This window comes from Polyangium sp. 6x1, from assembly GCF_029946515.1.
Lineage (GTDB): Bacteria > Myxococcota_A > Polyangia > Polyangiales > Polyangiaceae > Polyangium.
On sequence record NZ_JARZHH010000074.1, the window covers coordinates 1 to 23,403 of the forward strand.

Sequence of the window (23,403 nt, forward strand, 5' to 3'; positions counted from 1 at the left end):
GCCCGTCGCCGCGCCCGCGCCCGCGCCCGCGCCCGCGCCCGTCGCCGCGCCCGCGCCCGCGCCAGTCGCCGCGCCCGCGCCCGTTCCCGCCGCCGACGTGCAAGCCGATGCCTTGCTCCTCGTGCGCGCCATGATCACCGCAGCCTTCATCGACGGCCAGATCGATCCCGACGAGCGCGCGCGTATCCTCGACCGCCTCGCGCGCGCCGGCCTCGGCCCCGAGGATCGCGCCGCGCTCGCCCGCGAGCTCGAAGCCCCGCAGCCGCCCTTCGCGCTCATCGGGCAGATCCGCTCGCCCCAGATCGCCGAGCAGTTCTACGTGGTCTCCCTCCTCTCCGCGGGCACCGAATCGGAAGCCGAGCGCGCCTATCTCAAAGGGCTGCCCTCCATGCTCGGCCTGCGCCCCGAGGACGTCGCACGCCTGCACGGTGGCCTCGGCATTCCATCCCTCCCGTGACGTCGGCCTCCCGGCGACGATATTCCCCCGCATGACGTCCGGCCCGAAAGGCCCACGCCACACCTTCGAGGACCACACGGCCGAGCTTCGGCTCGGCCTGTTCGCGCCCACGCTCCCCGAGCTCTTCGCCGAGGCCGGCCGCGCCCTCGCCGAGCTCGCCGTCGGGGAGGCGCCGCTGCCCGAGGCCTCCGGCGAGAGCGTCGCCGTCTCGCTGCATTCGGTCGATCGCGAAGCGCTGCTCGTCGACTGGCTGAACGAGCTCGTGTTTCGGACCGAGGTGGACCGCCGGGTTTACGTCGATTTCCATTTCGACGAGCTCGCCGCCGATCACCTCGTGGCCCGGGTGCGCGGCGCGCTCGTTTCGGACCTTCGGCCCCTCGTCAAGGCCGCCACCCTGCACGACGTCCACATCACGGAGGATTCGCATGGCTATTCGGTCCACGTCGTCCTCGACATCTGAACCCCCGCGCGCGCCGCCTCCGCCGCTCGTCGAGGTCGCCCCCTCCGTGTACGAGATTCCGACCTCGTATCGCAGCGACATGCGCGTGCCGGCGCGGATCTTCGCGAGCCCCGAGACGCTGCCCAGCTTGCTCTCCGACCATTCCGTCGAGCAGCTCGTGAACGTGACCACGCTCCCCGGCATCGTGGGCGCCGCTTGCGGAATGCCCGACATGCACGAGGGGTACGGTTTTCCCGTCGGCGGCGTGGCCGCGACGGCCCTGCCCGACGGCGTGATTTCGCCGGGCGGCATAGGGTTCGACATCAACTGCGGGGTGCGGCTGCTCGTCTCGAACCTCGAACGCAAGGCGATTGCCGATCGCGTGGAGAGCCTGGTGCACGAGCTGTCGCGCAGCGTGCCCTCGGGCGCCGGGCGCGGGGGGCGGTGGTCGTTTTCGGGAAAGCAGCTCGACAGGATCCTCGAAGGCGGCGCGGGCGCGCTCGTCCGGGATCACGAGGTGGGGACGGCGTCCGATCTCGAGGCCATCGAATCGGGCGGCGCGCTCGAAGGCGCCGACGCGTCCGCGGTGTCCGAGCGGGCGAGGCAACGCGGCGCCGATCAGCTCGGCACGCTGGGCAGCGGAAACCATTTCCTCGAAGTGCAGGTCGTCGACGAGGTGTTCGACGAGGGGATCGCCGGGCGGCTCGGACTCGCGGTCGGGCGCGTGACGGTGCTCGTGCATTCGGGATCCCGCGGGCTCGGGCATCAGGTGTGCACGGATCACGTGCGCTTGATGGACAGCGTGATGCAACGATATGGCATTCACGTGCCGGACCGTCAGCTCGCCTGCGCGCCGCTTTCGTCGCCCGAGGGACAGCAATACTTCGCGGCCATGTGCGCCGCCGCCAATTTCGGTTTCGCAAACCGGCACCTCATCGCGCACCTCGTGCGGGATGTGTTTCGCCGGATGTTCGGGGACCGGGATGGCTTTTTGCGGTTGATCTACGACGTGGGGCACAACACGGCGAAGATCGAGAAATACGAGGGGAAGAAGGTGTGCGTGCATCGCAAGGGCGCGACGCGCGCCTTCGGCCCCGGGAGCCGGGACGTGCCGGCGGCCTATCGGGACATCGGGCAACCCGTGTTCATTCCGGGCAGCATGGGGACCTCGTCCTTCGTGTGCGTCGGGACCGAGCACGGGAGCGAGGCCTCGTTCGGGAGCACCTGCCACGGCGCAGGGAGGCAAATGAGCCGCACCGCCGCAAAGAAAAAGGTGACGGGGCAGGCGCTCCGCAAGGAGCTCGAAGGGCGCGGAATCGTGATCCGTTGCGCGTCGAATGCGGAGCTCGCCGAGGAGGCGCCCGTGGCCTACAAGGACGTCGATCGGGTGGTCGACGTCGTGGCCGCGGCCGGGATCGCCAGGAAGGTCGCCCGATTGCGGCCGATCGGCGTCGTGAAAGGGTGATCAGGCCTCAAGCTTGCCGGCCGAGAGCCGGAGGCGCGTCGCGGCGATCGCCTCGGCGAACGCGGGATCGTGCGTCGCGACGAGGATCGTCGTGCCCGCCGCGCGACGCTCTTCGAGCAGCGCCGCGAGCTCGCGCACGCCGGCCGCGTCGAGGCCGTTCGTAGGTTCGTCGAGCAATAACAAGCGCACGTCGCCGAGGATCGCCGCGCACAGGCAGCTCCGGCGCCGCTGGCCGAGGGAGAGGCCGCCAAAGGGACGATCCCAGTACGCGCGGAGGCCGAGCCGTTCGAGGAGCGCTTCGTCCGGGAGCGGGACGCGCTTCAACGCGGCGACGAGCGCGGCGAGCTCGCGCGGCGAGAGGTGGGCCGGCGCGTCGGCGGCCTCGGGCACGTAGCCGACGTGCGCGCGCGCGGAGGCGCGTGGGCCGAGGAGCGAGGCGCCGTCGAGGCTCGCGCGGCCCCGATCCGCGTCGAGCACGCCGGCGAGGATGCGCAGGAGCGTGGATTTGCCGGCGCCGTTGTCGCCGAAGATCGCCACGATCTCGCCCGGCGCGGCCGAGAGGCTCGCCCCGTCGAGCACGAGCCGCCCGCCGAGCTGCTTGTTCAAGTCCACAATCGAGAGCGTCACGCCGCACCCCGCAGCCTGCGTAGCACCTCGGCCCGGCGCGCGGCCAAGCCGATCCGCATGATTCCGACGGCGACGATGCCCACGAGCGAGAGCTCTCCGGCGAGCGAGGCCGCGGTCGCGCCGAATGCGGCCCACACGAGCGCCTCGAGCATGCCGCGATCGCCGCGCCGCGGAGAGGCCTCGGCCTCGCGCGCGCCGCCGACGAGGACCGCGCCCGTGGCGAGCCCGGAGGCGACCGCGAGCGTGACGATGCGCGCACCGAGCGCGAGGCGCGCATGCAGGCCGAGGGCCCCGACCGTCGCGAGGACGAGCCCGCTCGTGGCCCCGAGGATGCCGCCTGCGAGGGCCGCCGCGAGTGCGCGCGTCCGTGGCGGCGTCCCGGTCGCGTCGCAGAGCCACGAGGCCGCGCGCTCCGCCCGCACGACGGCCGCCGCGGCCCCCGAGAGGCCCGGCGCGAGCGCGATGGCTGCGAGGCCGAGGGCGAGCGCGCCGATCGACGCGTCCGCCTCGAGATCGTGCCCGCGGGCCGCGAGCGGCAGCACGAGCCCGGCGAGCGCTGCGAGTGCGAGCGCGCGTCCGACGACCCCTGGCTCGCCGCGAAGGACGCCGAGCACGAACGTCGAGGCGAGCGCGCCGAGCGGGGATCGGGCCCACAGGCCGCGGTTCGTCCCGGCCGCGGCTTCGGGGGCGCGGCGGAAGGCGGCCGGGACGGCCAGGCAGGCTGCGAGGAGGGCTGCCCCGAACGCGAGCGGCGGGTTCCGCGTGAAGACGGCGAGGCCCACGCCGGCCGCCGCGAGCGCCTCCTGCGCGCCCCACGGCCGCGTGCTGGCGAGTGCGTGCCCTGCGAGGGCCGCGAGCCCGGCCGTGACGCCGGACAGGAGCCCCTCGCCGCGCCCGAACAGGAGCATCCACGGCGCCTCGACGGCGAGCGCGCAGGCGCCCCCTGCGAGGTGAAACACGAGGCGTGGTGCTGGTAACCAGCGTAGATACGTCCCGGACGGAGGAACGAGCGCGGCGCGCGCGGCGGGCAGACCGAGCACGAGCCATCCGGCCCAGAGGACGGTCATGAGTGTGGGGGAGGCGCGCATCACGGCGAGCGCCTCGGGCGTGCTCATCCCGTTGGGCCCGAAGAGAACCGTGGCGAGGATGAAAATGCCGAGCAGGAGCGGGGCCGCGAGGGGATACGCGGCGCGGATCGAGAGGACGACGAGGATCTTCGCGAGAGCGAGGTGTCGCATCGCACTCCCTTGCCGTGTGCGCGCAGGAGCTGAGGATTCTAGGCTGTTCTACCCAATCTGATGCATCGACCGCATCGCGGTCGATGCACCAGAGGTCCAGGGCTTGCCCTGGTCCGGGTTGAGGGGCGGACAGCCCCTCATCGGGTCCGGGGTGAAACCCCGGCGCTACGCCATGAAGTACCCCTTCAGGGCGTGGCGCAGAAGACCATGGCCCAGCTGTTGAGCGTGCCTTGATCCGAGCTCGTGTCGTCGAGGACGTGGAGCCGCCACCGTCCGACGGGTGACTTGCCGTTGACGGGCGTCAGCGACGTCTCCGGTGCGTAGCAGCCCGAGAAGGGCGCGGCGCCCGAGGTGACGGCTGTGGCGCAGGTCGAGTCGAGGATCGTGCTCGTGTAGTTGTCGCTCGAGCTGCCGTTGTCCGTGGTCATGTCGAGCTCACCGAGGCCCGGCGGCTGCAGGAACACGTCGACGTCTGCGTCCCAGGTGTGCGTGACGTTCAGGAGCACTGCCGCGCGGTTCACGGTGCCGACGTTCGCCACGCCGACGTAGCTGCTGATGCCCGTCGTGTTGCCGTCGGGCAGGGCGAGCGGCGTGTCGTAGGCCCGGACGACCACGAGGCGCTGTCCTGCCGCGCAGGCCGTGAAGTAGGCCGGGATCGCGCAGTCCGTGTCGGCGGCGTCGATGAGCGTGTCGCCGTCGTTGTCGATGCCGTCGTTGCAGTACTGCTCGACCGGCGTGCAGACGCTCGGCGTCCCGATGCACTTGAAGTTCGGCTCGAGCGCGCACAGGGACGAGCAGCCGTCGCCGTTGTTCAGGTTGCCGTCGTCGCAGGCGTCCGTGCCGTTGATCGTGCCGTTGCCGCAGCTCGTCGTGCAGACGCTCGGCGTGCCCGTGCAGGCGTAGCCCTGCTCGACCGTGCAGACCGAGGAGCAGCCGTCGCCGTTGTTCAGGTTGCCGTCGTCGCAGACGTCGCTGCCGTTGATGGTGCCGTCGCCGCAGCTCAGGGCGCAGACGCTCGGCGAGCCGTTGCACTGGTAGCCTTGCTCGATGGTGCAGGTCGACGAGCAGCCGTCGCCGGCCGTCAGGTTGCCGTCGTCGCACGCCTCGCTGCCCGCGCGCACGCCGTCGCCGCAGAGCGCGGTGAACGTCACCTGGAGCTGGTAGGCGCCGATGGTCGCGTTGCTGCCGAACTCCTCCACGCGCACGTAGTACGTGCCCGGGGCGAGCTTTTTCGCCGCCGCGTCGGCCGCCGTCGTCGGATCGATCACCGAGCAGCTATTGATGCCGTCGTCGTCGTCCTCGACGAGGATCGTCGAGCAGCTCGCCGCCGCGTAGAGATAGACCTTGGTGTCGTTCCCCGTCGTGCAGCTGCCCACCGACGGGACGAACGTCTCGACCCTCACGTCCGCGACGGCGGGCACGGTGAACGAGTACCAGTCCTGATCGCCGACGGGGCTGATTTTGCCCGTGATCGCGAAGGGCGGCTTGAGCGGACCGCTCGCCGTGCCGCAGGCGGCGTTCGGCTCGGTCTCGACGAGGACGCAGGTGCTCGGCGCGCCGTAGCACGCGTAGAAGGGCTCGGCGTGGCAGGTGGGGTCGCAGCCGTCGCCGGGCGTCGCGTTCGTGTCGTCGCAGGTCTCGGCTGCCGCGTTCACGTAGCCGTCGCCGCAGGTCGCGGCGATGCAGCCCGGAAGGCAGGCGTCGTCGTCGTTGAGGTTGCCGTCGTCGCACGGCTCGGTGCCGGCCTTGATGCCGTCGCCGCAGACCGTGTGGCACGTGCTCGGCGCGCCGCTGCACACGTACCCGAGCTCGGCCTGGCAGGTCGCGCCGCAGCCGTCGCCGGGGGCCGTGTTGGCGTCGTCGCACGTCTCGGGGCCCTTCTGGAGGCCGTCGCCGCAGATTGGCGTGCAGGCGCTCGGCGTGCCCGCGCAGAGCCAGCCCGCTTCGATCGCGCACGCCGCGTCGCAGCCGTCGCCGGCCGTGGCGTTGCCGTTGTCGCAGACCTCGGCGCCCGTGATGAGGCCGTCGCCGCAGAGCGAGATGACGCAGACATTGCCCGCGCAGATGTTGCTCGTGCAATCGCCGTTCACGAGGCATGCCTTGCCGATGTCGCAGGTCGTGCAGGCGCCGCCGCCGCAATCCACGTCCGTCTCGGCGCCGTTCTTCACGGTATCGTTGCACGCCGCCGTCTGGCAGAGGTTGCCCGTGCAGACGCCGCTCTTGCAATCGGTCCCCTGATTGCAGGCGAGGCCGTCGGCGCACCCGGCGCAGTCCGTGCCGCCGCAGTCGACGCCGGTCTCGCTACCGTTCTGGACCGTATCCATGCAGGAAGGCTGGTTGCAGATGCCCGCCGTGCAGATCTTGCTCGCGCAATCCGAGTCCACCGAGCAAATGAGGCCGCCGGCGCAGGGCGAGCAGTTCGGGCCGCCGCAGTCGACGTCCGTCTCGTTGCGGTTCGTCACCGTGTCGGTGCAGGTCGGCAAGCAAACCGAACCCGAGCAGGAGCCGCCCACGCAATCGCTGTCCTGCGAACAGCCGAGGCCGGGGCCGCAGGGGTCGCAGGTCCCGCCGCCGCAATCGACGTCGGTCTCGGCGCCATTCTCGACGGTATCCGTGCAGGTGGGCGCCTGGCAGGTGCCGGCTTTGCACACGCCGCTCTGGCAATCGGAGGCCGCGCCGCAAATGAGGTTGTCGGCGCAGGGGGCGCAGGTGCCGCCGCCGCAGTCGACGTCCGTCTCGGCGCCGTTCTTCACGGTGTCGCCGCACTCCGCAGGGACGCAGATGTTCCCGGCGCAAACATTCTCGGGGCAGTCCGAAGGCGCGAGGCACTCCACGCACGTGCCCATGCCGTCGCAGAGCTTGCCCTCGTTCGACGTGCAGGCGTCGCCGGCCTGGAGCGGGTTGTTCTCCGGTTGTCCCGCATTGCAGACGTCCTGGGTGCAATCGTTTTGATCGTCGAGGATGTCGGTGTCGTCGTTCTCGAGCGAGACCTTCCCCTGGCCGTCGCAGATCTCCTTGGCGCAGTCGCCGACCATCTGCGTGTCGCTCGGTGTGCCCATGGGGGCGAACTCTTCGCCGCAGACGCCCGCCGTGCAGGTGCGCGTCCGGCAGGCCGTGTCGGCGCCGGGGCAATCCTCGGGCCTCGTGCACGCGCCCGCGCCGCCGGCGCCGCCCGCGCCGCCTTGACCACCGGCGCCGCCGGTGTTGCCCGGGGGCTCCGTGTCCTCGCAGCCCGCTCCCGCGCTCACGGCCACGAGAAGCGCGAAGGTCGCCATGGCGACCCTTGTGATTCCGAACCTTCTCCATCGACTCATGGGCGACATGCCCTTTCTCCCCGTCGGCGCCATGCCAGCGCGAGGGACCACACGGCCCGCCGGCCCCCGGCGACGCCGATCTCTCCGGTTTGCCAAAGCGAACCTCACCACAGGCGAAAAAACCGGTCAAGGGGTAGATCGGTCCGGAAGCACCCTCGGAGAGCCGCTTTCGGGGCTATGGGGGGCCTCGCCTTCGGGCGCATGCTCCCGCGTCCGTCGACTCTGCGGTCTGCCCTACCCAACCCCTCGGCCGCGGCGGTTCACAGCGGGGGCCGGTCAAGGCGGGCGCCACGTCAAGGCCGCGCGGCGGCGCCGGATTGTTTCTGCTTCAGGTAGAAAAAGTCCCGGGGTGCGGGCTTCGACACATATCCGGTCTTCGTGTATTCGACCTTTTCGATCAACGTCGACACGACCGCCGGCGGGGTCGAATGGTCGTACAGGAGGAACCGCGTATACGACCAGTTGATGTCGAGCTCCGCGGCGGACGCGGCGCCCGCCGATTTCATCGCCGCCGCGAGGTCGCGCGCCCATACCCATTCGCCGATTGCGAAGAGGAGCGTCGTGCCGTCCTCGTGCAGGCCGATCGCCGTGCGGCGAATCTCGCGATCGCCGCCCTCGGCCGCGCCCCAGAGCCGCGCCGTGTCCTCGGCCGAAAGGCGCGGGTGGAGCGCGCCGCCCTCGATCAGGCAGGGAGGCGTTTGCCGATACGACCGGATCTGCGCGGTGAGGGGCGCGAGCGCCGGGAAGCTCGTGATACGCACGGACCCGTCCCCGAGCAGCGCCACCGTGCAGCCGTCTTCCCGCGGCGGGAGAAAGACGTCGCCGTCGACCATCATCCCCCATTGGCCGTGCTTGGCCATGAAGCCACCATTGAACACCGCAATCAGCGAGGGCAGATCCGCCGCGGGGACGAGGCCGGGGCGTCGATCTTTTGACACCCCCGTCGACGTGGGCTCCTCCGTGCCCGCGACGAGGCGCAGATCGACCCGGCGCAGGTCGATCGCCACGAGGACGACGTACGGGTGCGGCTTGATCGCGTGGGGGTGGACCGTGGCGCGCGCGAGCGCTCCGGTGCCGCGCGCGCGGCCCTCCTCGATGGGCGTGAAGACGCCGTCGCCGGGTTTGGCGGTGCGCGCGTGGGGCGGCGTGAACGCGGGTGGCGGAAAAGGAGGACCCGAATTCGTGGGAGCAGGAACCTTTGGTGCAGCAGCGGTCTCCGCAGGGCTCGGTTCCGCAGGCTTCGGCGGCGGCGTGACGACGGGCGGGGACGCGGGGATCGCCGCGGATCTCGGCGGCGGCGGGGCCGAAGCGTCGAGGGGAGGGGGCGTCCCGCCGCACCCGCAGGCGAGGATCGAAAGGAACCACGGGAAGAACCGGCGCGCCATGTCCGGCCGCCATTAGCACAAGTCGCGCGGCGAGCACCTGAACTGCGAAAGAAAAGCGGCGCGGTGGGAGTTTTCCAAGCCGCGGTCGACGGAATCTTGCATCATCGTCCGAATACGTGCGGGAGCGCCCGCCGGGCTTCGCCGATACCATAACGTTCGGCGCAAAATTGCTTCCCTCTGGCGCTCCGACCGAGTACGCCTGGCTCTTGCCCCGCTCTCGCCTGCTTCCCTTTCGAGGGGGCGAGAGCGTCTCCTTTGGTGGAGGATTTTGATGAAGCGCTCCGTTCGTTGTCTCACCATGCTCACGGCGCTGGTCGGTGCTTCCTTCGCGCACGCGAAGGAGCTGCCGAATTTCGATGCATTTTATCGTGCGCAGCCGGCGCCCTCCGGGACGCCGCGCATCTCGCGGTCTCCCCTCGGCGGACACGTCACGTCGGTGCATCCGCAGACGGGCGCGCCCACGTTCTTCTGGGCCGCGCGGGATCAGGCCGGCACGAAGGCGCTCGTCGCTTCCACGAAGCCCGACGTCGCCGCGCGCAAGGCGCTCGTCTCCGCGGCCGAGATGCTGAAACTGCCCGAGGCCGCCATCCAGGCCACGGTCGTGCGTGAAATTCACGATCGCGGCGCCGGCGGCGTCGTCGTGCGCCTCGGCCAGGAGATCGACGGCGTCGAGGTTTTCCGCGGCGGCGCGAGCGTCATGCTCGATCGCAGCCACCGCCTCGTGGCGGCCGCGAACAACCTCCACCCGGCCGGATTCGCCGGAAACAAGCGGGTCCCGCGCACGTTCGTCGTGACCCCCCAGGGCGCGCTCGCCAGCGCGTTCCGGGATTTCCACAAGGCCGATCTCCCCGCGGCGAACCTCGTCCCGCGCGGCGAAAAGGGCCGTTACCAGACCTTCGATCTCCTGCCCACGCAGGATCACGAGTTTGCCGGCCCCGCGCGCGTGAAGAAGGTGTACTTCCCGCTGCCGGATCGCCTCGTTCCCGCGTACTACCTCGAAATCCGCCCGCGCGAAGTGGGCGAGAAGGACGCGGGGCTCTACGCATACGTGATCGCGGCCGACGACGGTCGCGTCCTCTATCGGCAAAACCTCTCGCACGACGCGGTCTTCAATTATCGCGTCTGGGCCGACCAGAACGGCGACAAACGCCCCCTCGACGGCCCGCAGGCCGATTTCACGCCGCACCCGACGGGCCAGCCCGACGGCTCCGTGCCCCCGTTCATCGCGCCGGTGCTCGTGTCGATGGATGGGTTCAACAAGAACCCCCAGGGCACGTTCGATCCGTGGTTGCCCTCCGGGGCGACCTCGACGTCCGGCAACAACGTCGACGCGTACGCCGACCACTACCAGCCGGACGGCTTCGGCAATGGCGACACGCGCCCGAGCGTGACGGCGCCCGGAGCGTTCGATCGGACCTACGACGTGAACGTCGCGCCGACGGCGAACCAGAACCAGATCATGGCCGCCGCCACGCAGCTCTTCTACGTGACGAACTGGCTGCACGATTACTGGTACGACTCGGGCTTCGACGAGGCCGCGGGCAACGCGCAGAAGAGCAACTACGGCCGCGGCGGCGTGGAGAACGATCCGCTCCTCGCCGAGGCGCAGGACGACGCGTTCAACAACCAGAGCCGCAACAACGCGAACATGCAGACGCCTGCGGACGGCGAGTCGCCGATCATGCAGATGTACCTCTGGTCGGGCGCGAGCGCGCGTAGCCTCACGACGAACCCCGGCGGCAAGGGCTACGGCACCGACATCGCCGAGTTCGGGCTGCAGGTGTTCAACACGACCGGCTCCCTCGCGCTCGTCGACGATCAGTCCACGACCACGACGAACGAGACGCCCGGCACCTTCACGGACGGCTGCCAGTCCATCAAGAACAACGTGGCCGGCAAGATCGTCCTCATCGATCGCGGCGCCTGCACGTTCAAGCAGAAGGCCGTGAACGCACAGGCCGCGGGCGCGATCGGCATGATCCTCGCGAACAACGCCGACGAGCCCGCGCCGCCCTACATGCCGAACGGGCAGCCGAACGGGAACGTGAACATCCCCGTCCTGTCCGTCACGCTGGCCTCGGGCAACGCCATCAAGCAGGCCATGATGGCCGGCGACGTGACGGCCACGATGGTCCGCTCAGCCGAGGGCGTCGAGCGCGACGGCACGATCGACAACCACATCGTCGCGCACGAGTGGGGCCACTACCTGCACAACCGGCTCGCGTACTGCGGCGCCAACATGTGCGGCGGCATGGGCGAGGGCTGGGGCGACACGGTCGCGCTCCACATGACCCTGCGCGAGGGCGACGATCTCGACGGCGTCTTCGGCATGAGCGTCTACGCCACGGCGTCGCTCGGCGACAGCGGCTACTACGGCATCCGGCGTGTCCCGTACACGACCGACATGTCGAAGAACGGCCTGACCTACCGGCACATCGCCGACGGCGAGGCGCTGCCCGATCACCCGATGGCGGTGATCCCCGCGCCGAACTCCGAGGTGCACAACGCCGGCGAGGTGTGGGCGACGATGATGTTCGAGGCGACGGTCGCGCTCCTCAAGCGCAGCCAGGAGCCGGGCGCTCCCTACGACTTCGAAGGGGCTCGCCGGCGCATGGCCGACTACATCGTCGCGTCGCTGAAGATGGTCCCGCCGGACGCGACGTACCTCGAGCAGCGCGACGCGATCCTCGCGGCCGCGGCCGCGGTCGACGTGAAGGACATGGAGACCCTCGCCCAGGCCTTCGCCAAGCGCGGCGCGGGCTCGTGCGCGGTCTCGCCGCCGCGCGACTCGAACGACAACGTCGGCGTGGTCGAGAGCTTCGAGGTCAAGGCCGCGGTCTCCGATCTCACGAGCGGGCTCGACGACGCCGTCCAGTCCTGCGACTCCGACGGGCGCCTCGACGCCCAGGAGTCGGGCCGCGTGACGATCGAGCTCAAGAACACGGGCGTCGCGCCGATGACGGACGCGGTCGCGAGCGTGACGGCGCAGCAGGCGGGCATCTCGTTCCCGAACGGCACGCAGGTGCAGTTCGGCACGGTCCCGCCCTTCGGGACGGCGAAGGCCACGATCGACGTGGCCCTCGACGGCTCGGTCGCCGGCATCAGCTCGGTGAAGCTCGACGTCGCCGTGACGAGCGCCCAGACGTGCGAGCCCAAGTCGACGGTCGTCGAGGTGCCGTACATCAACTACGACAACGTGCCGGAGTCGGCCACGATCGAGAGCGCCGAGAGCGACATCGAGACGTGGACGGCGTCGGGCGACGGCGCCGATCGGGTCTGGAGCCGCATCCAGAACGGACCGCCGAACCACGTGTTCTACGGCGTGGACTCGGGCAGCCTGACCGACACCTCGTTCGAGTCGCCGGTGATCATGGCGGGCCCGGGGCCGCTCACGATCACGATGAAGCACCGTCACGAGTTCGAGGTGGGTCCGCCGCCGCAGGGGGGTGGGCAGCTCAACTACGACGGCGCGGTCATCGAGGTCTCGACGGACGGCGGCCAGAGCTGGCAGGACGCGGCCCAGTTCGCGAACGTGCCCTACACCGGCCAGATCACGAACGTCTCCGACAACCCGCTTGGTAACCGTCAGGGCTTCACCAACCGGAACGCGGCGTGGCCGGGCTTCAGCTCGATGACGCTGAACTTCGGCACCTCGCTCGCGGGCAAGGCGTTCAAGCTGCGCTTCCGGATCGGCACCGATCCGGCGGCCGGCGCGTACGGCTGGGAGATCGACGACATCGACGTGCAGGGCGCGACGAACAAGCCCTTCGCGTCGATCGTGGAGGACAGCACGAGCTGCGTGGGCCTGCCCGTCGCGAACGCCGGCGAGGACCTCGTGGTGTCGGGCGGTGATTCGGTCGCGCTCGATGGTTCGAAGAGCAACGATCCGGACGGCGAGCCGCTCACGTACAAGTGGACGCAGACGGCCGGGCCCGAGGTCGCGCTCACGGCCGCCAACGAGCCGAAGCCCACGTTCGTCGCGCCGGACACGCAGGTCGAGCTCAGGCTCACGTTCCAGCTCACCGTCTCCGACGGCAAGGGCCTGGCGAGCGATCTCGTGAACGTGACCGTTCAGCCGGGGTCGAGCGGCAACGGCCCGGCCACCGGCTCGGGCACGGGCGGCAACACGGGCGCCGGCGGCGGCCCGATCATCGTCGACGAGGGCGGCTGCGGCTGCGCCGTCGTCGGTGACGAGCAGAAGAGCCCGGTCGTGCCTGCGGCGGCGGCCCTCGGCATGATCGGCGCGGTGTTCGCGCGGCTGCGTCGTCGGAACCGCAAGTAATCCGTCACGGACTGGAGGCGGCGGCCCTCTCGGCTGCTGCCTCCAGCGCCTTCTGCCAGTCCCCCCGCATCGAAGCGCTCACCGTGTGCCCCACGCCGGGGTAGGTGGTGAGCTCCGCCGAAAAGCCCACCGCGACGAGCGCGCGCACGGTCTCGGTCGCGCCGGAGAGCGGCACCATCGCATCCGCGTCGCCGTGGAACGCGTGGACCTTCGGGGCGAGTTTTCCCATGGGCCACGCGCTCGGGTAGAGCGGCGGCGCGAGCAAGCCGGCGAGGGGAAGCGCCTCGCCGACGCGCTCGGGGTGCTTCACTGCGAGCGTGAAGCTCAGCATCCCTCCCTGGGAAAACCCGGTCACGATCGGCCGTCCCCGCGTCGGCTTCGTTCGTTCGAGCTCTTCGAGCATCGTCGCGAGCCCGTCCGCCGCGAGCGCCGTGCCCTCCGCGAGCTTCGCCGGATCCCGACGCGCGAGCGGGAACCAAGAGAAGCCGTCTCCGTGCGGCGAGGTCCCGTACGGAACGACGACCCGCATGCGGCCTTCGATCCGATCGAACAGCCGAACGAACGACTCCGGACGATCGCCGAGCCCGTGGATCGCCACGACGAGCGGCAGCCGTTCGGTCGCGGCGGCGCCGCCCGTCACGCGTTCGAGGTAGCGGATCCCGGCGGCTTCCGTCGGCCCGGATGCGGGCTTCGCTTCCGTCTTCGGGGCTGCGCTGCCCGGCGGAGGCTCGGGCGGCGCGTCTCGCCCGCACGCGGGCGCGAACAGCACGAGCGCGACGAGGACGGCGCCCGCCCCGCGGATCATGCCGAGGCCAGGCGCGCGGCCCGCTCCCGTTCGCGCATCGGCGGCGGCAGGATCGACGCGCCGAACAGCACGCGCCGCGGCGCCTCGCCCGCGACCTCCTCGCGCCACGACAGGGCCCACTCGGCCCAGGGGATGTGCTGATCCCGGAACAGGATCTTCCGCAAATCGAGCGGCTTGGGCTCGATCGCCGGGCGCTCGCCGCGGAGCGTGGGAGCCGCGAGCGGGCCGCTGAAGCCGGCGTCGAGCGTGTAGATCACCTCGGTCCGGTAGCCCTCGCCCGGCCAGAGCACGAGGCCCTCGTCGGCGATGTCGTACGGCACGTCGTCGCCGAGCGCGGCGCGGATCTGCTCGCGCACGAGGTCCACGCCCGCCATGCGGTAAAACCCGGCGATCGCGTTCTCGAACAGGATGCGATCCGGCCCGTCGAGCGCGTCGACGAACCCCGGCTCGGTCACGCTCGCCACGACGAGCCCGCTCTGCTCCTCGAACGCGATCACGGCCTTCGCCCTGGAGACCGCGTCGCACGCGAGCTCGAGGCGCAGCCGGTTCGATCCGAGCTCGACGCTCTGCACGGTGATGGCGCCGGCGCGGAAGCGGGGGCAGGCGGCGAGCAGCCCGCTCACCTCGCGATCGACCGCGCGCCGCACGGTCTCGCGCAGATCGTCGAGCTGCTCCTGCAGGCCGCGCAGTGAGCCGTGTCCGCGCTCGATGCCGCGGGACTCGTCGAGCTCGGCCCGCCGCGCGGCGCGCCGAAGCTTCCCGTACAGCTTGGGCAACGTGCCCGAGTGAAAGCCTGGGCGCATGAGCGTGCCGACGGTCTCGCCTTGGTGACCGATGGGCACGGGCCCTAGATTTTTCGCGCGGTTCTCACGGTAAAGGCGGAAGTTTTCCTTGAACTCCCACACGAGGAAGCCGAACACGCTCGGGAAGAGGAAGACCGTGGTCGCCGCGATCGTCCCGCCGATCACCGGGCCGAGCGGGGCGAGCGCGTGGTTCATGACCGTCAGCATCTCCGCGAGCTGCTGGATCAGCATCTTCTGCGCGACCGTGACCACCGGGAAATGCTTCACCGGGTTGATCTCGGGCTCGATGAGCAGCGTGATGTAGAGCCGGATCACGTACGCCACGAAGAACCACACGAGCCCGAGCCCGGCCTTCAGCGGGATCGTGGCGCGCTTGTCGCCCTCGCGGAAGCGCAGGAATTCGTCGACGCGGTAGAGCGTGCGCTCCGAGAGCTCCAGCATCGCGCGGAAGACGCCCATCACGAGCCGCAAGAGCCCCGGCAGCGCGCGCCCCTTCAGCGCCTCCCAGCCGAGCGCGATCTGATCGAACACGACCTCCTGCGCCACGAGGCCCGCGCGCGTGTTGAGCAGCACGCTCGCCGCGACGAACACGCCGGCCGCGCCGAGGGGCCCGATCACGCCGGGCACGTCGCGCAGCGGCGTGGCCATGTAGAGGATCGTCGCGACCACGAGCGGCATGAGCACGTACCGCGCGATCGCACGGGCGAGGCCACTCTCCAGCACGCGCCGGATCGGCCCGAGGGAGAAGACCCACCGCGGCAGGCGCACGAAGACGGCGGCGAGCGCGTGGCCGAGGATCGACAGGAGCCGCATCGCCCCCGCGCGCAGCGCTTCGCTGTGGATGAGCCCGAAGAGCACGACCGTCATCACGAGCAAGGACGCCGTGCTCACGAGGTGCGGCGGCGAGAAGCCGAGCGCCTTCGCGGCCGGCCCGACCATGTGCTGCAAACCCTCCAGCACCACGAACGCGCCGCCGGCCGGCAGGATCACGAAGAGCGTGACGAGCCGGCCGAGCTTCGTGCCGAAGAACACGCTCGACACCTTCTGCAAGGCGCGCAGGTACACCTCGCCGCGGCGGTAGACGCCGTCGAGCGAGACGTCGAGCGCCTTGTCAGCGAGCAGCAGCGGATCGCCGCGCACGAGCTCACCGGGGAGCCCGACGTCGCCCATCTTGAGCTGACTGCGGGAGAGCGCGTCGCGGAGCTGCCCGATGCTCAAGAATCCGCGCGTCACCACCTGATCGCAGAGCTCCTCGACGAGCTTCTTGCGCGCCACGCGCTCGGGCACGCTCGCGGGCCGGAGCCCCACGCCGTCGAGCGTCCCCTCGATGACGGGCCGGAGCGTCTTGCGCACGTTGTCCTCGGCCCGGCGCACCGCCATCCGCAAGAGCCGCGCGATGAGCCTTCGATCCGCGGACGGCATCTCCACGTGCCGCAGCTTTTGCAGCGCGCTCCGGAGGTGCCGCGCGATCTTGAGCGGCCGCGTCGCCGGTAGCTTCCGCACGATCGGGCGATCCCCGAGCGAGAGCGCCCACGTCACGAGATCGACCGCCGACGCCCCGCGCTCGTGCGCCACGCAGGCCCGCTGCAGATCGTAGAGCAGCCGCGCCTCGACCGGGTACCGGAGCGCCTGCCGTTCGCTCGCCGTCACCGCGAGCGGCATCAGCGACGAGGTCCACGGCACCCGCGGCGCGCTCTCCGCGCTCTCGCCGGGGCCCACGAGCGCCGCATCGAGCCGCGCCCCGAGCGCGTCGAGATCCCGCTGCACCTGGGCGCGCAGCTTCACCTGCTGGTCCTCGCCCGCCGCGGGCATCGCCGCGAGCAGCGAGAGCGCGGCCCGCACGTGGTTGCCCTCGGCGCGCGCCTTCTCGGCCTGCACCACGAGCTTCTGCGCCCCTGCGACCGTCGTCGCGCGTCGCGACAGGAACGCGGGCAGCACGTCGAGCGCGGGGAGGGCCGAGTACGTGGGCGTCGTCGACTCCTTGCCGAACGGCGCGTCCGTCGGATCGGCCGCGCCCTCGGGCCGGCAGCCCGCGAGCAGCGCGCGGGCGTCCACGTCCCCGCCGATCACGGAGAGCGCCCGCGACGTGTCCCGCAGCGTCGGAAACGTCCTCGCCACGAGGCGCGGGGCAAAGTGATGGAGCTCGAGGAAGAGCGCCGCGAACTCGGTGTACACCTCGGCGTCGTCGCCGGGGGGCAGGAGCAGATCGTCGGCCCGCAAGACGCGCCGGATCTCGTCGAACTCCGTCTGCCCGATCCGATCGATCCGCGCCCGGATCGCCGCCTCGTCGAGCGCGCCCCTTCGCCGCGCGGCCTCGAGCGCGAGGTGCACGTGCCCGTGGAACGCCCCGCGCCAGATCCGCGTCAGCACCTCGGCCGGCGACGCATCGAGGATCTCCGAGCCCTTCGGCCGGGGCAGGAGCACCACGTGCTCGGGCAGCTTCGCTCCGACGGCGCCGAGCTCCGCGGCCGGCACGAGCGCGAAGAGCTCGTCCCGCGCGAGCGCGTAACACGACGGATGCGGCACTTGCAGCCCGATGCCCACGATCCGCCGGTGGCGCTTGATCACGCGGGCGACGAGGCGACTGTCCACCACGAGCGTCCCGGTCTCCGCGCTTCGCAGGCTTCGCTCGATGGGGGTCGTATCCATGCGCAAGAGCAAGAGCGACGGGGACGATGGGGCGTTGGGCCCCGGGATCCCGAGCGCCGCGCTCGTGCCCCCTTACACCACGCGGCGCGCAGGTACAACGACCCGGGCGGAAGGCAATTTGCCGTCCGGGGCTCCCCGACTTCGGGAGACACGGTGGGCCCGGCTCTCGTTCGGCGCCGCGGGGCCTCATGGCCACGACGGCGCTGGCGCGTGGATCTCGGCTCTGGCCGGAGCGAGCGAGCGGCGCCTTGGAAGAGGAGACGACGCATGGCTCACGCATTCCATCGGTCCTTCCGCCGGGCCTTCATGTTGCTCGGGCTCGCGTGCGCGGGCGCTTGGGGCTGCGGCACGGAGGCGGGGCAGCACCGTCCGGGTCAGACCACGGAGGAGGCCTCGGAGCCGCTCTCGGACGGACAGATTTTGGCCGTCGTGGCGACCATCGATCAAGGCGAGATCACGAACGCGGAGACGGCGCGGATCCGGGCCACGAACGACTCGGTCCGCAACTTTGCGGAGCACATGGACGCCGCGCATCGAGAGAACGAGACGCGCATCCAGGGGCTCCAGGCGAAGCTCCGGGTCAAGCAGGAGGGGAGCGAGATGCAGTCGAACCTGCGCCGCCAGGCCGAGCGCACGGCCGAGGTGCTCCGGACCACGCCGGCGAACAAGTTCGACGTCGCCTACCTCGACGCGCAGATCGCCATGCACCAGCGCGCGATCACCCTCTTCGATGCGCAGCTCATCCCGAACGCCGAATCGACGGACCTCCAGACCTTCCTGCGCGACCTGCGCCCCTCCCTGGTCCAGCACCTCGGGCAGGCGCGGCAGCTCCGCAATCGCTTCCCGGCGCCCACGGGCAACGAGATTCCGAGCCGCCGAGGCCGATAAACACGAAATATCTCCCGAGCGCCCAGATCGGACAGGGTACGTCCGATCTGGGCGTCGATTTCGGACGGCCGCCCGCCATTGCATGATAATCTCGCCTGTGGCTGGCGTCACGGACGGGGCCCCGAGGCCATCGGGCTCGCCGCGGCCGATCGTGGCCTCGCTCGTCCCACGCCCGGGGGGCCACCTCTTTCTTTTCTGGCCACGCCTGCGAAGGAATGGATGCGATGCTTGTCTTGACAAACTCTTGCCACGGCTTTTTTTCGCCGGCCGTGCGGTGGACGCGCCATGCCGCCGCTCGGTGATCGCCGGATGTATCTGCCGCGCATCGCGGCCCCGCGCTGGGTCGTCTTCGCCGATTTCGACGAGACCTACCTCGCGCACGACGGCTCGCCCGAGCGCCGCCGCGATCGGCGCTCGCTCGAGCAGCTCCTCCTCGAAGAGGCCCGCGCGCTCGGCCTCGTCTTCGGCTGGATCGCCGACGGGCCGATCGACGTCGTCGCCGCCACGGTCGGCACCCACGGCCTGCGCGTCGTGCCCCATTTCATCGCGAGCTCCTGGGGCGCCGAGCTCGATTTCTTCACCCGCGAGGAAGGCCGCCGCCCGGTCGCCGAGTGGGACGCGCGCGTCGCTCAGAGCGGCTTTTCGAGGGCCCGCGTCGCCGCCGCGCTCGACGATCTCCTCCGCCGCGGCGTCCCCCTCGTCCGCCGCGAGCAGGCGGGCCGGCGCATCGATAGTTACACGTTCCAGCCGAACGGGCGCGGCCGACCCGAGATCGCCTCGATTCTCCACAAGGTCGCCGAGCGCCACGGGATCGGCGTCCACGTCTATCCCTGCCACCCCGCGCTCGGCGAGCCCGAGGGTACCTACGACGTGGATTTCGTGCCGCGGGGCGTCGGAAAACGCCAGGTCGCCGATTTCGTCCTCGAGCGCCTCGGCATCCCGCGCTCGCGGGCCTTCGGCTTCGGCGACGACGTGGGCGACGTCGACATGCTCTCCGCCGTCGAGCACGGCTACCTGGTCGACAACGCCACCGATGACGCCCGCCGCCGCTTCTCCCGCACCGCCGGGGCGAGTTATGCCCGCGGGATCCTCGACGTGATCGAGCGACGCATCGAGCGCGTCCGCCTCTGATTCGCCCTCCGCCGCGACACCGCTGTCAGGGCCGCGCGGCGGGCCCAGGAGCACGATCCCTTCTCGAATGGCCGGAATACATGTATGGCACGTGCTTTGCTGGCCGTGCCCAGCCTTCGCCTTTCCCTCACGCAGGAGAAGAAATGCCAATGGAACGACCGTTTGCGGCGCGTCGCGCGCTCTTGCACCCCCTTTGGCTCGGATCTCTCGCCCTCCTCGCCCTGAACGACCACGTCCTCAAGGGCGCGGGCATTCTCCCCGGCGCGCTCACGGGCAAGCTGAGTGATTTCGCCGGCCTCGTGGTGGCGCCTGCCCTCCTCGCGACGCTCCTCCGCCTCGGGAGCCGCCGCAGCCTCTTTTTCGCGCACCTCGCGACGGGCGCCGTCTTCGCCGCCATCAAGCTCTCGCCCGCGGCGGCCCGCGGCTTCGAGGCCCTCGCCGCGCTCACGCCTTTCCCGTGGCAAATCACCGTCGATCCCACCGATTTGATGGCGCTGCCCGCGCTCGCCCTCGCGTGGCGCGTCCTCCTCCCGGCCATGCAGCGCCCGCTGCCCGAGCGCCCCCTGGTCCAGCGGACGGCCGTCGTCTTTGGCTCCCTCGCGTGTGCCGCCACCAGCGAGCCCGTGGAGCCGCCGCCGGAGTGCGGCCCTGATTTCTGCGGCGTCACGCCCACCGAGAGCGGCGCGCTCTCCCTCGGCAATACGACGTCCGACGAGCGCCTCGTGCGCCTCCGGCCCCTCAAGGACTCGGTTCAGGTCGATTGCGACACCCTTCTCGCCAATCCCGAGTCCGCGCTCTCGCGCGAGCTCTTCGCGCCTGCCGAGGCGTGGCTCCTCCAGCCGGGCCGGGGTTTGCCCCTCCAGAACAATGACGTGGCCGGCTGCGTCGCCTACCTCATCGACGCCGACGGCCTCTCGCCCACGCTGCTCGCCTGGTCCTCCGCGACGTTCCCCACCCAGTTCGTCTCCACGTCGACGGACGCGCCCGACGGCCGCATGGTCCCGCTCTCGCTCGATTCGAATGGCAAACTCTCGATCGGCCCGCACGCGGTCGTCTTCAAGGCGCCCGCGCTCGAAGAACCGCCCGTCGCCCCCGGCTGCGGCTCGCCCGACGAGACCGTCGGGATCGAGTGGTCCACGCCGCTCCCCCTCGGCGGGCCCTGGCTCGTGGAGTCCGTGATCTCGTCGCCCGACGATTGCCACGCGCTCGTGCTCCAGAACAAATCGACGATGTACGTCTGCGTGCCCGGCGCGGCCATGCCGTTCAAGGCCGGCGACAGCATCAAGATCAACGAGACCGAGATCGTCGGCGGCTCCTACGGCGAATCGAACGGCGAAGCGCCCGAGGGCAAGGCCCTCTTCATCCGCAGCGAGACGCATACGGTCCTCGCGGTGCGCGGCAACGTCCTCGCGCGCTACGAGATGACGGGCGGGAACGCGCCGGTCTCCGAGCCCACCGTCGAATCCGATCTCGCCGAGGGCTGCGGCGGCGCGCACGACGAATGCGGCAGCCTGCTCGTCCCGCTCGAGGTCAGCTACCTCGGCGATCACGTCCCCTCGATCACCTTCCTGCGCGCGGGCAGTAGCCTCAGCCTCACGGACGGGTATGGCACGCTGCACCTCGTGCGCGCCGAGGCCATGCCCATCCGCGACACGGATTGCCCGCCCTTCGCTCGCTCCAGCCGTCATTACGAATCCGTCCTCGTCGTCCCCGCGGGGCCCTGATTTCGGGAGGAAACCACCATGGACCATCGAATCGGTACTGCGCTCCTTTCGACCCTGCTCGCCTCGCTCGTGCTCACGGGCTGCGCGGCCGACTCCGCGGAGTCGGGCGGCTCCGCCGTCCCCCCTGCCGAGCCCGGCGCCACCGGCGTCTCGCAGGGCGGCGCCCAGGACTTCGGCCTCTTCCGCAAGATCCTCGAAGACGGGAAGATCCCGGGCCCCGGCGCGCTCGACGACCTCGGCTTCTTCGCCGAGCACAAGCTCGATTACACCGCGCCGAACTGCGGCAACGACGTCTGCATGCACGGCCTGCTCGGCGTGATGGGGAACATGATCACGGGCTCGAATTGCACCCTCGTCCAGATCGGCATGAACTCGCCGATCGACGTCGGGAACATCGCGCGCCCGCCCTTGCACCTCGTCGTCGCCGTCGACGTCAGCGGATCCATGTCCGGCGAGCCCATGGATTACGTGAAGGCGGGCCTCGTCGAGATGATCCCGGCGCTGAAGCCCACGGACAAGATCTCTCTCGTCACGTACTCGACGAGCGCCAAGCTCGTCCTCGATCACGTGAACGCGTCGGATACCCAGGCGCTCGAGAGCGCGTTCGAGGGCCTCTACGCCGCGGGCTCGACGAACCTCTACGACGGCCTTTTCACCGCGTTCTCCGTCGCCGATTCGCATTTCGATCCGGGCTACCAGAACCGCGTGCTCTATCTCTCGGACGGCGTGGCCACGTCGGGCCTGACGAACCCGAGCAAGCTCACCTCGCTCGCCGAGGCGTACGCGAAGAAGGGCATCGGCGTCACCACGATCGGCGTCGGCGCCGAGTTCGACGTCGAGGTGATGCGCGATCTCAGCGAGGTCGGCGCCGGCAACTTCTACTTCCTCGAAGATCCGAAGGCGGTCGTCGAGGTCTTCACCGACGAGGTGAATACCTTCCTCGTGCCCGTCGCGCTCGACGTGAACATCGATGTCGCGGTCGGCGGCGGCTACGTCGTGCGGGGGGTGTACGGGACCAACGGATGGCAGACGGCCGAGGGCGGGGGGACGATCTCGATCCCGAGCCTCTTCCTCGCGGGCCGCACGAGCAGCGAGGACCCCATCTCCGAGGGCCGGCGCGGCGGCGGCGGCGCGATGATCCTCGAGCTCGTGCCGCGCTCCGGCGCGATCAGCGTGCCCGATCCCTACGAGGTCGGCTCGCTCGTCCTCTCGTACAAAGACCCGCTCACGGGCTTCACGAAGTCCCAGGTCACGGACATCAAGGCCCCGCACGTGTACGACGATCCGCAAGAGTTCTTCACGGACGAGACCGTCGAGAAGGGGTTCGTCATGTTGAACATCTACGCCGGCTTCAAGCTCGCCGCCGAGCTCTCGGCCGACAGCGATCCGCGCACCGCGCGCCGCACGCTGGAGGCGCTCCGCCCGAACGTTGACGCGTGGCTCGCCGAGCACCCCGACCCGGACATCCAGGACGATCTCAAGTACGTCGACCTCTTCATCGAAAACCTGAAGGTCGTCGAGGCGACCACCACGCCTTACGAACCCGCCGATCCGCCCCCGCCCTGGCCCGCGGACTGACCAAGCTGGCCCACTGACACGATCCTGCCCTTCGATCGAGGCGCTCGTGCAGGGCGCCTCGATTTCCCTTACGCTGTTCGGCGCGCGCCCCGGCGCGCCAAACCAAGCAGAAAGGGATCATGAAGCACAGGTACATGTTCGTCGCGCTCGCGGCGGCCGTGCTCCTCGCCCTGCCCGGGTGCAAGAAGCCCGGCGGATCCGCGGGCGAGCACGGCGCCGAGACCGAGGCCTTCGGCAGGCTCTCGGTCGACGAGGTCGAGGCCAAGATGAAGGAGGCGAAGGAGGGCAAGCTCGCCTTCCACGTCATCGACAACAACGCGCGAAAGACCTTCGACAAGGGCCACCTGCCCGGCGCGAAATGGGTCGACTACGAGAACGTTCGAGCCGAGGATCTCCCTGCGGACAAGGAGGCCACGCTCGTCTTCTATTGCGCGAACGACCATTGAACGGCTTGCCACGAGGGCGCGGTCGGCGCCCTGAAGCTCGGTTACAAGAAGGTCTTCATCATGCCCGCCGGCCTCGCCGGCTGGAAGAAGGCCGGCAAGCCCGTCGAGCCCGCCTCCTGAACCTCTCTGCCGGTTTTTCCAACCGGTCCGTTTTTCCCTCCCTCTCTTCTCA

General features: G+C 70.4%; 15 protein-coding genes. 9 read left to right on the forward strand and 6 right to left on the reverse strand.

Annotated features, from left to right (window positions below; translation table 11 throughout):
* The 3 genes from QHF85_RS41370 to QHF85_RS41380 form a co-directional block, all read left to right on the forward strand.
* Positions 1 to 457 (forward strand): DUF533 domain-containing protein (locus tag QHF85_RS41370; protein WP_281332960.1); only part of this gene is annotated, 457 nt, incomplete at its 5' end.
* Between the two features lie 31 nt (positions 458 to 488).
* A complete protein-coding gene (locus tag QHF85_RS41375) occupies positions 489 to 917 on the forward strand; it encodes an archease (protein WP_281332961.1) in 429 nt (142 codons plus the stop codon).
* On the forward strand, positions 883 to 2,361 hold the full coding sequence (locus QHF85_RS41380; protein WP_281332962.1) for an RtcB family protein: 1,479 nt from the start codon (positions 883 to 885) through the stop codon (positions 2,359 to 2,361). Before QHF85_RS41375 ends, QHF85_RS41380 begins: the two co-directional genes overlap by 35 nt.
* Here the strand turns inward: QHF85_RS41380 and QHF85_RS41385 are convergent, their stop codons facing one another.
* The 4 genes from QHF85_RS41385 to QHF85_RS41400 all read right to left on the reverse strand — a co-directional run bounded on the left by QHF85_RS41385 (position 2,362) and on the right by QHF85_RS41400 (position 8,925).
* On the reverse strand, positions 2,362 to 2,988 hold the full coding sequence (locus QHF85_RS41385; protein ID WP_281332963.1) for an ABC transporter ATP-binding protein: 627 nt from the start codon (positions 2,986 to 2,988) through the stop codon (positions 2,362 to 2,364).
* Complete coding sequence (locus QHF85_RS41390; RefSeq protein WP_281332964.1) at positions 2,985 to 4,226, reverse strand: hypothetical protein; 1,242 nt, start codon at positions 4,224 to 4,226, stop codon at positions 2,985 to 2,987. Before QHF85_RS41390 ends, QHF85_RS41385 begins: the two co-directional genes overlap by 4 nt.
* 185 nt (positions 4,227 to 4,411) lie before the next feature.
* Positions 4,412 to 7,501 (reverse strand): DUF4215 domain-containing protein, encoded by a 3,090-nt coding sequence (locus QHF85_RS41395; protein ID WP_281332965.1) that lies wholly within the window; start codon positions 7,499 to 7,501, stop codon positions 4,412 to 4,414.
* 332 nt (positions 7,502 to 7,833) lie between these two features.
* Positions 7,834 to 8,925: a phosphodiester glycosidase family protein gene (locus tag QHF85_RS41400; protein ID WP_281332966.1), complete on the reverse strand. Its 1,092-nt coding sequence runs from the start codon at positions 8,923 to 8,925 to the stop codon at positions 7,834 to 7,836.
* A gap of 271 nt (positions 8,926 to 9,196) precedes the next feature.
* On the opposite strand from QHF85_RS41400, the gene QHF85_RS41405 reads away from it, so the two are divergent.
* Complete coding sequence (locus tag QHF85_RS41405; protein WP_281332967.1) at positions 9,197 to 13,207, forward strand: M36 family metallopeptidase; 4,011 nt, start codon at positions 9,197 to 9,199, stop codon at positions 13,205 to 13,207.
* Between the two features lie 4 nt (positions 13,208 to 13,211).
* Here QHF85_RS41405 and QHF85_RS41410 read toward each other — a convergent pair whose 3' ends face one another.
* A complete protein-coding gene (locus QHF85_RS41410; RefSeq protein ID WP_281332968.1) occupies positions 13,212 to 14,012 on the reverse strand; it encodes an alpha/beta fold hydrolase in 801 nt (266 codons plus the stop codon).
* Positions 14,009 to 17,464 carry a hypothetical protein gene (locus QHF85_RS41415; protein WP_281332969.1) on the reverse strand — a complete coding sequence of 1,152 codons (3,456 nt, stop codon included), beginning with the start codon at positions 17,462 to 17,464 and terminating at the stop codon, positions 14,009 to 14,011. Before QHF85_RS41415 ends, QHF85_RS41410 begins: the two co-directional genes overlap by 4 nt.
* Before the next feature lie 267 nt (positions 17,465 to 17,731).
* On the opposite strand from QHF85_RS41415, the gene QHF85_RS41420 reads away from it, so the two are divergent.
* The 5 genes from QHF85_RS41420 (at position 17,732) to QHF85_RS41440 (ending at position 23,231) form a co-directional block, all read left to right on the forward strand.
* A complete protein-coding gene (locus tag QHF85_RS41420) occupies positions 17,732 to 18,352 on the forward strand; it encodes a DUF4142 domain-containing protein (RefSeq protein WP_281332970.1) in 621 nt (206 codons plus the stop codon).
* Positions 18,353 to 18,637: 285 nt separating this feature from the next.
* The gene (locus tag QHF85_RS41425) at positions 18,638 to 19,483 is read left to right on the forward strand and encodes an HAD hydrolase family protein (RefSeq protein ID WP_281332971.1); all 846 of its coding nucleotides are present in this window, start codon (positions 18,638 to 18,640) and stop codon (positions 19,481 to 19,483) included.
* Positions 19,484 to 19,632: 149 nt separating this feature from the next.
* Positions 19,633 to 21,207: a hypothetical protein gene (locus QHF85_RS41430; protein ID WP_281332972.1), complete on the forward strand. Its 1,575-nt coding sequence runs from the start codon at positions 19,633 to 19,635 to the stop codon at positions 21,205 to 21,207.
* An 18-nt stretch (positions 21,208 to 21,225) separates the two neighbouring features.
* Positions 21,226 to 22,785, forward strand: coding sequence for a VWA domain-containing protein (locus tag QHF85_RS41435; RefSeq protein ID WP_281332973.1), 1,560 nt, complete (start codon positions 21,226 to 21,228; stop codon positions 22,783 to 22,785).
* 119 nt (positions 22,786 to 22,904) lie between these two features.
* Positions 22,905 to 23,231 carry a rhodanese-like domain-containing protein gene (locus QHF85_RS41440; protein WP_281332974.1) on the forward strand — a complete coding sequence of 109 codons (327 nt, stop codon included), beginning with the start codon at positions 22,905 to 22,907 and terminating at the stop codon, positions 23,229 to 23,231.
* Positions 23,232 to 23,403 lie beyond the last annotated feature (172 nt).

Excerpts from the sequence above, each read along its gene's own strand:
- QHF85_RS41390 (WP_281332964.1), bottom strand. The coding sequence starts at position 4,226 with ATGCGACACCTCGCTCTCGCGAAGATCCTCGTCGTCCTCTCGATCCGC.
- QHF85_RS41400 (WP_281332966.1), bottom strand. The coding sequence starts at position 8,925 with ATGGCGCGCCGGTTCTTCCCGTGGTTCCTTTCGATCCTCGCCTGCGGG.
- QHF85_RS41405 (WP_281332967.1), top strand. The coding sequence starts at position 9,197 with ATGAAGCGCTCCGTTCGTTGTCTCACCATGCTCACGGCGCTGGTCGGT.
- QHF85_RS41410 (WP_281332968.1), bottom strand. The coding sequence starts at position 14,012 with ATGATCCGCGGGGCGGGCGCCGTCCTCGTCGCGCTCGTGCTGTTCGCG.
- QHF85_RS41435 (WP_281332973.1), top strand. The coding sequence starts at position 21,226 with ATGGACCATCGAATCGGTACTGCGCTCCTTTCGACCCTGCTCGCCTCG.
- QHF85_RS41380 (WP_281332962.1), top strand. The coding sequence starts at position 883 with ATGGCTATTCGGTCCACGTCGTCCTCGACATCTGAACCCCCGCGCGCG.
- QHF85_RS41420 (WP_281332970.1), top strand. The coding sequence starts at position 17,732 with ATGGCTCACGCATTCCATCGGTCCTTCCGCCGGGCCTTCATGTTGCTC.
- QHF85_RS41440 (WP_281332974.1), top strand. The coding sequence starts at position 22,905 with ATGAAGCACAGGTACATGTTCGTCGCGCTCGCGGCGGCCGTGCTCCTC.
- QHF85_RS41430 (WP_281332972.1), top strand. The coding sequence starts at position 19,633 with ATGGAACGACCGTTTGCGGCGCGTCGCGCGCTCTTGCACCCCCTTTGG.
- QHF85_RS41425 (WP_281332971.1), top strand. The coding sequence starts at position 18,638 with ATGCCGCCGCTCGGTGATCGCCGGATGTATCTGCCGCGCATCGCGGCC.
- QHF85_RS41375 (WP_281332961.1), top strand. The coding sequence starts at position 489 with ATGACGTCCGGCCCGAAAGGCCCACGCCACACCTTCGAGGACCACACG.
- QHF85_RS41415 (WP_281332969.1), bottom strand. The coding sequence starts at position 17,464 with ATGGATACGACCCCCATCGAGCGAAGCCTGCGAAGCGCGGAGACCGGG.
- QHF85_RS41395 (WP_281332965.1), bottom strand. The coding sequence starts at position 7,501 with ATGGCGACCTTCGCGCTTCTCGTGGCCGTGAGCGCGGGAGCGGGCTGC.